12 protein-coding genes are annotated in these 12,045 nt (G+C 68.8%); all 12 read left to right on the top strand.

All coding sequences use genetic code 11. From position 1 onward, the window contains the following. The first annotated feature begins 15 nt into the window (after window positions 1-15). The 12 genes from E6U81_RS26195 (at window position 16) to atpD (ending at window position 11,928) form a co-directional block, all read left to right on the top strand. Window positions 16-663 carry an L-threonylcarbamoyladenylate synthase gene (locus E6U81_RS26195; protein WP_030660276.1) on the top strand — a complete coding sequence of 216 codons (648 nt, stop codon included), beginning with the start codon at window positions 16-18 and terminating at the stop codon, window positions 661-663. Further along, window positions 660-1,292, top strand: coding sequence for a protein-tyrosine-phosphatase (locus E6U81_RS26190; RefSeq protein ID WP_136232545.1), 633 nt, complete (start codon window positions 660-662; stop codon window positions 1,290-1,292). The genes E6U81_RS26195 and E6U81_RS26190 overlap by 4 nt, the downstream gene beginning before the upstream one ends. A gap of 248 nt (window positions 1,293-1,540) precedes the next feature. Beyond that, window positions 1,541-2,770 carry a serine hydroxymethyltransferase gene (glyA, locus tag E6U81_RS26185; protein ID WP_136232544.1) on the top strand — a complete coding sequence of 410 codons (1,230 nt, stop codon included), beginning with the start codon at window positions 1,541-1,543 and terminating at the stop codon, window positions 2,768-2,770. Between the two features lie 116 nt (window positions 2,771-2,886). Beyond that, window positions 2,887-4,221 carry an undecaprenyl/decaprenyl-phosphate alpha-N-acetylglucosaminyl 1-phosphate transferase gene (locus E6U81_RS26180; protein WP_240804027.1) on the top strand — a complete coding sequence of 445 codons (1,335 nt, stop codon included), beginning with the start codon at window positions 2,887-2,889 and terminating at the stop codon, window positions 4,219-4,221. Between the two features lie 415 nt (window positions 4,222-4,636). Next, window positions 4,637-5,074: a hypothetical protein gene (locus E6U81_RS26175; protein WP_136232542.1), complete on the top strand. Its 438-nt coding sequence runs from the start codon at window positions 4,637-4,639 to the stop codon at window positions 5,072-5,074. 210 nt (window positions 5,075-5,284) lie between these two features. Beyond that, on the top strand, window positions 5,285-6,121 hold the full coding sequence (gene atpB, locus E6U81_RS26170; protein WP_168714746.1) for a F0F1 ATP synthase subunit A: 837 nt from the start codon (window positions 5,285-5,287) through the stop codon (window positions 6,119-6,121). A gap of 74 nt (window positions 6,122-6,195) precedes the next feature. Continuing rightward, on the top strand, window positions 6,196-6,426 hold the full coding sequence (gene atpE / locus E6U81_RS26165) for an ATP synthase F0 subunit C (protein ID WP_028804225.1): 231 nt from the start codon (window positions 6,196-6,198) through the stop codon (window positions 6,424-6,426). 41 nt (window positions 6,427-6,467) lie between these two features. After that, the gene (locus tag E6U81_RS26160) at window positions 6,468-7,010 is read left to right on the top strand and encodes a F0F1 ATP synthase subunit B (RefSeq protein WP_051873099.1); all 543 of its coding nucleotides are present in this window, start codon (window positions 6,468-6,470) and stop codon (window positions 7,008-7,010) included. Next, entirely contained in the window at window positions 7,007-7,822 is an 816-nt protein-coding gene (locus E6U81_RS26155; protein WP_136232540.1) for a F0F1 ATP synthase subunit delta, read from the top strand. The genes E6U81_RS26160 and E6U81_RS26155 overlap by 4 nt, the downstream gene beginning before the upstream one ends. Before the next feature lie 130 nt (window positions 7,823-7,952). After that, window positions 7,953-9,548 (top strand): F0F1 ATP synthase subunit alpha, encoded by a 1,596-nt coding sequence (atpA, locus tag E6U81_RS26150; protein WP_136232539.1) that lies wholly within the window; start codon window positions 7,953-7,955, stop codon window positions 9,546-9,548. Window positions 9,549-9,568: 20 nt separating this feature from the next. Beyond that, the gene (locus E6U81_RS26145; protein WP_136232538.1) at window positions 9,569-10,486 is read left to right on the top strand and encodes a F0F1 ATP synthase subunit gamma; all 918 of its coding nucleotides are present in this window, start codon (window positions 9,569-9,571) and stop codon (window positions 10,484-10,486) included. Next, window positions 10,486-11,928 carry a F0F1 ATP synthase subunit beta gene (gene atpD, locus E6U81_RS26140; RefSeq protein WP_136232537.1) on the top strand — a complete coding sequence of 481 codons (1,443 nt, stop codon included), beginning with the start codon at window positions 10,486-10,488 and terminating at the stop codon, window positions 11,926-11,928. The genes E6U81_RS26145 and atpD overlap by 1 nt, the downstream gene beginning before the upstream one ends. The last annotated feature ends 117 nt before the right edge of the window (window positions 11,929-12,045 follow it).

Genomic DNA, 12,045 nt, shown 5'->3' with positions numbered 1-12,045 from the left:
CGAGGAGGCCCGCTGATGGCCCGGCGATACGACTGCAACGACGCGACGGACCGCAAGACGGGTCTGCGCGAAGCCGCATCCGCCGTGCGCCGCGGCGAGCTCGTCGTGCTGCCCACCGACACCCTGTACGGGATCGGCGCGGACGCCTTCAGCCCGGAGGCCGTGCACGACCTGCTCGCTGCCAAGGGGCGCGGCCGCGGCATGCCCACCCCGGTGCTCATCGGTTCCCCGAACACCCTGCACGGCCTCGTCACGGACTTCTCCGAGCAGGCCTGGGAACTCGTCGACGCCTTCTGGCCCGGCGCGCTGACGCTGGTCGCCAAGCACCAGCCCTCGCTGGCCTGGGACCTGGGCGACACCCACGGCACCGTGGCCGTGCGCATGCCGCTGCACCCCGTCGCCATCGAGCTGCTGACCGAGGTCGGCCCGATGGCGGTGTCCTCGGCCAACCTCTCCGGGCAGCCGGCCCCCGAGGACTGCGACGCGGCGCGCGAGATGCTCGGCGACTCGGTGTCCGTCTACCTCGACGGCGGTCCGACGCCCGGCATCGAGCCGTCGTCGATCGTCGACGTCACGGGGAAGGTGCCCGTGCTGCTGCGGGAGGGTGCGCTGAGCGCCGACCAGCTGCGGGAGGTCGTACCCGACCTCGAGGTGGCCCCGTGAGCCCTGAGGGGCGTGGCATAGCAGGGGGAAGCACTTTCCGCATACTCCACGTCAGCACGGGCAATGTGTGCCGCTCGCCGATCACCGAGCGGCTGACCCGGCACGCCCTCTCGCACCGCCTCGGCGGCCCCGTCGGCGGCGACCTCATCGTGGAGAGCGCCGGGACGTGGGGCCACGAGGGCGCCCCGATGGAGGCGAACGCCGCCGCCGTGCTGGAGGACTTCGGGGCCGACGCGTCCGGGTTCACCGGCCGCGAGCTGCTGGACGAGCACGTCATACGCGCCGACCTGGTGCTGACCGCCACGCGCGACCACCGTGCGCAGGTCATCTCGATGGGGCACTCGGCGGGGCTGCGCACTTTCACGCTCAAGGAGTTCACCCGGCTGGTCCGGGCGATAGACCCGGCCACGCTGCCGCCGCTGGACGACGGCATGGCGGAGCGGGCGCGGGCGCTCGTACGGGCCGCCGCGGCGCTGCGCGGGTGGCTGCTGGCGCCGTCGCCCGACGCGGACGAGGTCTACGACCCGTACGGCGCGCCCATCACCTTCTTCCGCTCCATCGGAGACGAGATCAACCAGGCGCTGGACCCCGTGGTGACGGCCCTGACGGGCGTGACGGCCCGCCGCTGACCCCGGCGGCCGGAGGCCGGCGCAGCGGGCCGATGCCGGGGAGGCCCTCCGGGGCCGAGCGGTGCGAGGAGCGCGTCGGGGAGGTGCTCGACCAGGCGCTGGACCCCGTGGTGACGGCCCTGACGGGCGTGACGGCCCGCCGCTGACCCCGGCGGGGCACCGCCCCGGCGGGGCGGCGGTGCCGCGAGGCGTGACGGGCGGGCCGGGCCTACAGTGGCTGGTACCCGGTACCCCCCTGGAGTCGCGCCATGAGCGTCATCACCCAGCCCACGGACCTGCTGCGCCGGCAGGACCCGCAGATGGCCGACGTGCTCGCCGGGGAGGGCCGCAGGCAGGCCGGCACGCTGCAGCTGAGCGCCGCGGAGAACTTCACCTCGACGGCCGTCCTGGCGGCGCTGGGCTCCCCGCTCGCCAACAAGTACGCCGAGGGCTACCCGGGCGCCCGCTACCACGGCGGATGCGAGTACGCCGACCTGGCCGAGCAGATCGCCGTCGAGCGGGCCAAGGCCCTCTTCGGGACCGAGCACGCGAACGTGCAGCCGCACTCCGGCTCCTCGGCCGTCCTAGCCGCCTACGCAGCGCTGCTGCGGCCGGGGGACACCGTGCTGGCGATGGGGCTCCCGTACGGGGGACACCTCACGCACGGCTCGCCCGCCAACTTCTCGGGCCAGTGGTTCACCTTCGTCGGGTACGGGGTCGACGCCGGGACGGGCCTCATCGACTACCGGCAGGTGCAGGACCTCGCCCGGGCGCACCGGCCCAGGGCCATCGTGTGCGGGTCCATCTCCTACCCCCGCCACCCCGAGTACTCGGCCTTCCGGGAGATCGCCGACGAGGTCGGGGCCTATCTGATCGCCGACGCCGCGCACCCCATCGGGCTGGTGGCCGGCGGGGCCGCGCCGAGTCCGGTGCCCTACGCCGACGTCGTCTGCGCGACCACGCACAAGGTGCTGCGCGGGCCGCGCGGCGGGATGGTCCTGTGCGGCGCCGAGTTCGCCGAGCGCATCGACCGGGCGGTGTTCCCCTTCACCCAGGGCGGGGCCCAGATGCACACCATCGCCGCCAAGGCGGTGGCCTTCGGCGAGGCGGCCCGGCCGGCCTTCACCACCTACGCCCACCGGGTGGTCTCCAACGCCCGGGTGCTGGCGGGGGCGCTGGAGGAGCGCGGGTTCACGGTCACCACGGGCGGCACCGACACGCACATGATCACCGCCGACCCGGCGCCGCTGGGTGTGGACGGACCGACCGCCCGCGGCCGGCTGGCGGCCGCCGGGATCGTGCTGGACACGTGCGTGCTGCCGTACGGGGACCAGCGGGGTGTGAGGCTGGGCACGGCCGCCGTGACCACCCAGGGGATGGGGGAGCAGCAGATGCTCCGGATCGCGGAGCTGTTCGCCACCGCGCTGCACGGGGAAGCCGCGCAGACACGTACGGAGGTCGGCGAGCTCACAGCAGGATTTCCCCCTTACGGGGAGTAAACGGGACAAGAGGGGTGTAGTGGAACCGGTATACGGACCCCTCGCGTCCTCGGTGGAGGGGACATCGCAGCTAATGTGTGGGGCTGAGATGGCCGGCGATACATCTGGGGCAGCCAGTGCGTGAATATCTGCTGACGCTTTGCGTCACGGTCGCGGTGACCTACCTGCTGACCGGGCCCGTGCGGAAGTTCGCGATCGCGGCCGGGGCCATGCCGGAGATCCGCGCCCGCGACGTGCACCGCGAGCCGACGCCGCGCCTCGGCGGGATCGCGATGTTCGGCGGCCTGTGCGCGGGCCTGCTGGTCGCCGACCACCTGCAGAACCTCAACGCGGTCTTCGAGAAGTCGAACGAACCGCGCGCACTGCTCTCCGGCGCCGCCCTGATCTGGCTGATCGGCGTGCTGGACGACAAGTTCGAGATCGACGCCCTGATCAAGCTCGGCGCGCAGATGATCTCCGCCGGCGTGATGGTCATGCAGGGTCTTACGATCCTGTGGATCCCGGTCCCCTTCATCGGCACGGTCCCGCTCACCCAGTGGCAGGGCAACCTGCTCACGGTGGCGCTCGTCGTCATCACCATCAACGCGGTGAACTTCGTGGACGGCCTCGACGGCCTCGCCGCGGGCATGGTCTGCATCGCCGCCGCCGCGCTCTTCCTGTACGCCTACCGGATCTGGTTCGGCTACGGGATCGAGTCCGCGGCCCCCGCGACCCTCTTCGCCGCGATCCTGATGGGCATGTGCCTGGGCTTCCTGCCGCACAACATGCACCCTGCGCGGATCTTCATGGGTGACTCCGGCTCGATGCTCATCGGCCTGGTCCTGGCCGCCGCGGCGATCTCCCTGACGGGTCAGGTCGACCCGGACGCGCTGGCCCTGTTCGCCGGTGGTGAGCGCAACGCGACGCACGCGATGCTGCCCGCCTACATCCCGCTGATCCTGCCCCTGACGGTCATCGCGATCCCGATGGCCGACCTCATCCTGGCCATCGTGCGGCGTACGTGGAACGGCCAGTCGCCGTTCGCGGCCGACCGCGGCCACCTGCACCACCGGCTGCTGGAACTCGGCCACTCGCACAGCCGCGCGGTCCTGATCATGTACTTCTGGTCGGGCCTGATCGCCTTCGGCACCGTGGCCTACTCCGTGCACTCCGCCGCGATGTGGATCGTGCTCGTGATCGCCGTGCTCAGCGCGGTGGGCCTGTTCCTGCTGCTCCTGCCGCGCTTCACGCCGCGCACCCCGGCCTGGGCCGAGCGCCTGGTCCCGCCGCGCTACCGGCACTCCGCACGCGCGGCCGAGGCGGCCGCGGAGGCGGCGGCACGGGACGCCTCGGGCGCCGAGCCGCAGCCCGCCCGGCCGATCGCCGCAGGCGTCTCGGGCGTCAACGGCGCGACCGCCGTGGGCCCCCGCTCACGCTTCCCCGAGCGCCGCAAGGCCGAATCCACGCGCTGACGCGGGCACAACGGGTGCTGACCCGGCCGAGCCGACTGATCCGATCTACCGATGACGTGCCGTGGTCCCCGTGCGATGCGGGGCCCACGGGCGTGCGCGCGGTCAAGCCCGCGCTTTCGGCGTCCCCGATCGAGCAGGCATACCCGAGCGCGCATTCCGGACGTGGGGTGCCAATAGCAGACAAGGTGCCCCACCGTCGCGCACACACGGGCGCGTTCACTCTCATGTGTGACAGTCGGCACACCCAGCAGGTAAAGCTCTCATCAAATAGTTTGTGATACCGTTCACTAAACCCGGCGACAGAGCCGAAGGACCGTAGTGCGACGGTCACTCGGCCCGAGGTTCACTCTCGGACCGGGCTTACGCTCGTCCCGTACGAGTCCAGTGCCCCCACCACCACGCGGAGCAAACCGCCATGCGGTCAGATGACGTCCGATCCCTTCTGCAAGCCGCCGTGCCCACGGCCGTCGCCGGCGCACTCGCCGCGTTGATCAGTGGGTTTGTCGTCGGCAGCAAGGGTGCGGTCGGTGCGATCGTCGCGACGCTGGTCGTGATCCTGTTCATGGGCATCGGATTCGTCGTTCTGCAGCGCACGGCGAAATCGCTTCCGCACCTCTTCCAGGCCATGGGGCTCATGCTCTACACGGCCCAGATCCTGCTGCTTTTCGTCTTTGTCGCGGCGTTCAAGAACACGACGCTGTTCAACCCCAAGGCCTTCGCCATCACGCTCGTCGCCACCACCCTGGTGTGGATCGCCGCGCAGACGCGTGCCCACATGAAGGCCAAGATCCTTTACGTCGAACCCGACTCGGTGAAGGGCGACAAGCCCGAAAATCCGGGATCGAAGTCGTGAAGGGTAGGGCCGGGATAAGTGGGCGTTCGAGATCCTGCTATCGTCCGGTGCCAACTGCGGCACTGCGGGCGCGGGCATCTGAGCTGACGCCTGTCCCATCGCGAGGCTCGATGCCTGATCGCCGCCCCATCATCCGTAACACCAGTCCAGTGCCGAACAGCGGCTGTGCGCCGCGCCGACACAACGAGGTTGCCGTACCTATGCGCCACGCTGAAGGAGCCCGCGGTGAGTGCTGACCCGACGACGGTGCTCGCCTTCGAGACCGATTGCCACATTTTCGACGGTTGTGGCTTCCCGGCTCCCGGCCTGCACTCGTTCCTGTTCGAGCCGATCTTCGGTGACGCGGACAGCAGCCTGTACTTCAACAAGACGATGCTCCTGGCCCTGCTGGGCTCGGTCATCATCGTCGGCTTCTTCTGGGCCGCGTTCCGGAAGCCGAAGGTCGTCCCGGGCAAGCTGCAGATGGTCGCCGAGGCCGGCTACGACTTCGTGCGCCGCGGCATCGTCTACGAGACGCTGGGCAAGAAGGAGGGCGAGAAGTACGTCCCCCTGATGGTCTCGATCTTCTTCTTCGTCTGGATGATGAACCTCTGGTCCATCATTCCGCTGGCCCAGTTCCCGGTGACCGCGATCATCGCGTACCCCGTGGCCCTTGCGGCCATCGTGTACGTGATCTGGATGAGCGTGACCTTCAAGCGTCACGGCTTCGTCGGGGGCTTCAAGAACCTGACCGGCTACGACAAGTCGCTCGGCCCGGTCCTCCCGATGGTCATGGTCATCGAGTTCTTCTCGAACGTCCTGGTCCGCCCCTTCACCCACGCGGTCCGACTGTTCGCGAACATGTTCGCCGGTCACACCCTGCTGCTGCTCTTCACGATCGCCAGCTGGTACCTGCTGAACGGCATCGGCATCGCCTACGCCGGCGTCTCGTTCATCATGGTCCTGGTGATGACCGCCTTCGAGCTCTTCATCCAGGCCGTCCAGGCGTACGTCTTCGTCCTCCTGGCCTGCAGCTTCATTCAGGGCGCGCTCGCCGAGCACCACTGACCGCCAACCCCTGAGTCCCTTATTCGTCCGGTGGCCAACCCCCACCGGTCCGTGAAAGAGAAGGAAGAACTGGCATGTCCCAGACCCTTGCTGCCGTCAGCGGCTCCCTCGGCTCCATCGGTTACGGCCTCGCTGCCATCGGCCCGGGCGTCGGCGTCGGCATCATCTTCGGTAACGGCACCCAGGCCCTCGCCCGTCAGCCCGAGGCTGCCGGTCTGATCCGCGCCAACCAGATCCTCGGCTTCGCCTTCTGTGAGGCGCTCGCCCTCATCGGTCTGGTCATGCCGTTCGTCTACGGCACGTGATCTTCGGATTCACGACCAACCACTAGACGAAAGGCACTGATGTGAACCTCATGGTTCTCGCGGCCGAGGAAGTTCAGAGTCCTCTCATCCCGCCGCTCCCCGAGCTCGTCATCGGTCTGATCGCCTTCGTCATCGTCTTCGGATTCCTTGCGAAGAAGCTCCTCCCGAACATCAACAAGGTTCTGGAAGAGCGCCGCGAGGCCATCGAGGGCGGTATCGAGAAGGCGGAAGCCGCTCAGACCGAGGCTCAGAGCGTCCTGGAGCAGTACAAGGCCCAGCTCGCCGAGGCCCGGCACGAGGCCGCGCGCCTGCGCCAGGAAGCGCTGGAGCAGGGCACTGCGCTGAAGGAAGAACTGCGCGCAGAGGGCCAGCGGCAGCGTGAGGAGATCATCGCTGCCGGCCACGCCCAGATCGCGGCAGACCGCAAGGCAGCCTCGCAGGCGCTGCGTCAGGACGTCGGCAAGCTTGCCACCGACCTGGCCGGCAAGCTCGTCGGTGAGTCCCTCGAGGACCACGCCCGGCAGAGCCGCACCATCGACCGCTTCCTCAGCGAGCTTGAGGAGAAGGCCGAGGCGGCCCGATGAACGGAGCGAGCCGCGAGGCGCTGGCCTCCGCGCGCGAGCGTCTCGACGCGCTGACGGACAACACGTCCGTCGACGCGGCGAAGCTCGCCGGTGAGCTGGCCGCTGTCACCGCGCTGCTCGACCGTGAGGTCTCGCTGCGTCGGGTCATCACGGACCCGGCGCAGTCCGGCGAGGCCAAGGCCGAGCTGGTTGCCCGGCTGCTCGGAGGTCAGGTCGGCGGGGAGACCCTCGACCTGGTGTCCGGCATGGCCCGGTCCCGCTGGTCGCAGTCCCGCGACCTGGTGGACGCGCTGGAGGAGCTGGCGGCCACCGCCGACCTCACGGCCGCCCAGCAGGGTGGCGCACTCGACAACGTCGAGGACGAGGTCTTCCGCTTCGGCCGGATCGTGTCCTCGAACACCGAGCTGCGTGCCGCGCTGACCGACCGCGCGGCGACCGCCTCCGCCAAGAGCCAGCTGCTGCGCAGCCTGCTCGGCGGCAAGGTGAACGCCGTCACCGAGCGCCTGGTGATCCGTCTTGTCACGCACCCGCGTGGACGTAGCCTGGAAGCGGGACTCGAGTCCCTTTCCACGCTCGCCGCCGAGCGCCGCAACCGCATGGTCGCCACCGTGACCAGCGCGGTTCCGCTCAGCGACGTGCAGAAGCAGCGTCTCGGCGCGGTGCTGGCCAAGCTGTACGGCCGGCAGATGCACCTGAACCTCGACGTGGACCCCGAGGTCCTCGGCGGGATCTCGGTGCGTGTCGGCGACGAGGTCATCGACGGCACCATCGCGGACCGCCTCGACGAGGCGTCGCGCCGCATGGCCGGCTGACCGGCCACCAAAAGAACAGAAGCATTCCTAGCGGCCCGGTTGGGCCGTGCAGAACTTGCAGAAGATTCCTGGGGGTCACCCCCAGACCCCTAAGAAGCTTCAGGCCCAACAAGGAGAGCAGGGAACCCAGATGGCGGAGCTCACGATCCGGCCGGAGGAGATCCGGGACGCACTGGAGAACTTTGTCCAGTCGTACCAGCCGGACGCGGCCTCGCGCGAGGAGGTCGGAACGGTCAGCGTTGCCGGCGACGGCATCGCGAAGGTGGAGGGCCTGCCCTCCGCCATGGCGAACGAGCTGCTGAAGTTCGAGGACGGCACCCTCGGTCTCGCCCTCAACCTCGAGGAGCGCGAGATCGGTGCGGTCGTCCTCGGCGAGTTCAGCGGTATCGAGGAGGGCCAGCCGGTGCAGCGCACCGGTGAGGTGCTCTCGGTCGGCGTCGGCGAGGGCTACCTCGGCCGCGTCGTCGACCCGCTCGGCAACCCGATCGACGGTCTCGGCGAGATCGCGACCGAAGGCCGTCGCGCCCTGGAGCTCCAGGCTCCCGGCGTCATGGTCCGTAAGTCCGTCCACGAGCCGATGCAGACCGGCTACAAGGCCATCGACGCCATGGTGCCGGTCGGCCGCGGTCAGCGTCAGCTGATCATCGGTGACCGCCAGACGGGTAAGACCGCCCTGGCCGTCGACACGATCATCAACCAGCGCGACAACTGGCGCTCTGGCGACGTGAACAAGCAGGTTCGCTGCATCTACGTCGCCATCGGCCAGAAGGGCTCGACCATCGCGTCCGTTCGCGGCGCCCTGGAAGACGCCGGCGCGCTCGAGTACACGACGATCGTCGCCGCCCCGGCGTCCGACCCGGCCGGCTTCAAGTACCTGGCGCCGTACACCGGTTCCGCCATCGGCCAGCACTGGATGTACGCCGGCAAGCACGTCCTGATCATCTTCGACGACCTGTCGAAGCAGGCCGACGCCTACCGCGCCGTGTCGCTGCTGCTGCGCCGCCCGCCGGGCCGTGAGGCCTACCCGGGTGACGTCTTCTACCTGCACTCCCGTCTGCTGGAGCGCTGCGCGAAGCTGTCCGACGACATGGGTGCCGGTTCGATGACCGGTCTGCCGATCGTCGAGACCAAGGCGAACGACGTGTCGGCGTTCATCCCGACCAACGTCATCTCCATCACCGACGGCCAGTGCTTCCTGGAGTCCGACCTGTTCAACGCGGGCCAGCGCCCGGCGCTGAACGTCGGTATCTCGGTCTCCCGCGTCGGTGGCTCCGCCCAGCACAAGGCCATGAAGCAGGTTTCCGGCCGTCTGCGCCTGGACCTGGCCCAGTACCGCGAGCTGGAGGCGTTCGCCGCCTTCGGTTCCGACCTGGACGCCGCGTCGAAGGCTTCGCTGGAGCGCGGCAAGCGTCTGGTCGAGCTGCTGAAGCAGGGCCAGTACCAGCCGATGCCCGTCGAGGAGCAGGTCATCTCCGTCTGGGCCGGCACCACCGGCAAGATGGACGACGTCCCGGTCAACGACATCCGTCGCTTCGAGTCGGAGCTGCTGGAGCACCTGCGCCGCGAGCGCAAGGACCTCCTCACCTCCATCGCCGACGGCGGCAAGATGTCGGACGACACCCTGGGCTCGATCGCTGACGCCATTGCGGCCTTCAAGCGCCAGTTCGAGACCTCGGACGGCAAGCTCCTGGGCGAGGACGCACCGGCCGTCAACGTCTCCAAGTGACGACGGAAGGGACCTGACTCATGGGAGCGCAGCTCCGGGTCTACAAGCGTCGCATCCGTGCCATCACGGCGACCAAGAAGATCACCAAGGCGATGGAGATGATCGCCGCCTCGCGCATCGTCAAGGCGCAGCGCAAGGTGGCGGCGTCGATGCCGTACGCGACCGAGCTCACCCGTGCGGTGACCGCGGTGGCGACCGGTTCGAACACCAAGCACGCCCTGACCACCGAGGTCGAGACGCCGACCCGTGCCGCGATCCTGCTCATCACGAGCGACCGCGGTCTGGCCGGCGGCTACTCCTCGAACGCCATCAAGCAGGCGGAGCGGCTCACCGAGCGGCTGCGTGCTGAGGGCAAGGACGTCGACACCTACATCGTCGGCCGCAAGGGCCTGGCCTACTACGGCTTCCGCGAGCGCAAGGTCGCGGATTCGTGGACCGGCTTCACCGACAGCCCGGCCTACGCCGACGCCAAGCGCGTCGCCGGGCCGCTGATCGAAGCCATCCAGACCGAGACGGCCGAGGGTGGCGTCGACGAGCTGCACATCGTCTACACGGAATTCGTGTCGATGATGACGCAGAACCCGGTCGACGGCCGGATGCTGCCGCTCAGCCTTGACCAGGCTCAGGAGGAGACCGGCGCGAAGGGCGAGATCCTTCCGCTGTTCGACTTCGAGCCGTCGGCGGAGGACGTCCTCGACGCCCTTCTGCCGCGCTACGTCGAAAGCCGCATCTACAACGCACTGCTGCAGTCGGCCGCTTCCGAGCACGCCGCCCGCCGCCGCGCGATGAAGGCGGCGACCGACAACGCCGGAGACCTCATCAAGAGCCTCTCCCGGCTTGCCAACGCGGCCCGCCAGGCCGAAATCACCCAGGAAATCAGCGAGATCGTCGGTGGCGCGAGCGCCATGGCTGACGCGACCGCGGGGAGTGACAAGTAATGACGACCTCTGTTGAGACGGCCGCCGCCACGGGCCGCGTCGCCCGGGTCATCGGCCCGGTCGTCGACGTGGAGTTCCCCGTCGACGCCATGCCCGACATCTACAACGCGCTGAAGGTCCAGGTCACCGACCCGGCCGAGGACGGCGCGCTGAAGACCCTGACCCTTGAGGTCGCGCAGCACCTGGGTGACGGCCTCGTCCGTACCATCTCGATGCAGCCGACCGACGGTCTGGTCCGCCAGGCCCCGGTGACCGACACGGGCGAGGGCATCACCGTCCCCGTCGGCGACTTCACCAAGGGCAAGGTCTTCAACACCCTGGGTGAGGTGCTGAACTACCCGGAGGAGAACGCCAACGTCACCGAGCGCTGGCCGATCCACCGCAAGGCGCCCCGCTTCGACGAGCTCGAGTCGAAGACCGAGATGTTCGAGACCGGCGTCAAGGTCATCGACCTTCTCACCCCGTACGTCAAGGGTGGAAAGATCGGTCTGTTCGGTGGTGCCGGTGTCGGCAAGACCGTTCTGATCCAGGAAATGATCTACCGCGTCGCCAACAACCACGACGGTGTGTCGGTCTTCGCGGGCGTCGGTGAGCGTACCCGTGAGGGCAACGACCTCATCGAGGAGATGGCCGACTCCGGCGTCATCGACAAGACGGCGCTCGTCTTCGGCCAGATGGACGAGCCCCCGGGCACCCGTCTGCGCGTCGCCCTGGCCGGTCTGACCATGGCGGAGTACTTCCGCGATGTGCAGAAGCAGGACGTGCTCTTCTTCATCGACAACATCTTCCGGTACACCCAGGCGGGTTCCGAGGTGTCGACCCTGCTCGGCCGTATGCCCTCCGCGGTGGGTTACCAGCCGAACCTGGCTGACGAGATGGGTCTCCTCCAGGAGCGCATCACCTCGACCCGTGGTCACTCGATCACCTCGATGCAGGCGATCTACGTCCCCGCGGACGACCTGACCGACCCGGCGCCGGCGACCACCTTCGCCCACCTCGACGCGACGACGGTTCTCTCCCGTCCGATCTCCGAGAAGGGCATCTACCCGGCCGTGGACCCGCTGGACTCCACGTCCCGCATCCTCGACCCGCGGTACATCGCGGCGGACCACTACGCCACGGCGATGCGCGTCAAGGGGATCCTGCAGAAGTACAAGGACCTCCAGGACATCATCGCGATCCTCGGTATCGACGAGCTGGGCGAGGAGGACAAGCTCGTTGTCCACCGTGCCCGTCGTGTCGAGCGCTTCCTGTCGCAGAACACCCACGTGGCGAAGCAGTTCACCGGTGTGGACGGTTCGGACGTTCCGCTCGACGAGTCGATCACCGCGTTCAACGCGATCTGCGACGGTGACTACGACCACTTCCCCGAGCAGGCGTTCTTCCTGTGCGGTGGCATCGAGGACCTGAAGGCCAACGCCAAGGAGCTGGGCGTCTCCTGATCCGGCGCGCTCCGCGAGGAGCGCATTCGGTTCGCAGGTTTCGCAGGAGAGGGGCGGGTGTGTCCCGTCCCTCTCCCCACGCCCATTAGAATTTGACCCAACACCCGGCCGACCCGC

Origin of the sequence: Streptomyces sp. A0592 (genome assembly GCF_004795115.1) — a bacterium.
GTDB lineage: Bacteria > Actinomycetota > Actinomycetes > Streptomycetales > Streptomycetaceae > Streptomyces > Streptomyces erythrochromogenes.
Note: the sequence above shows the minus strand (reverse complement) of the source record. Positions and strands in the feature narration are given on the sequence as shown.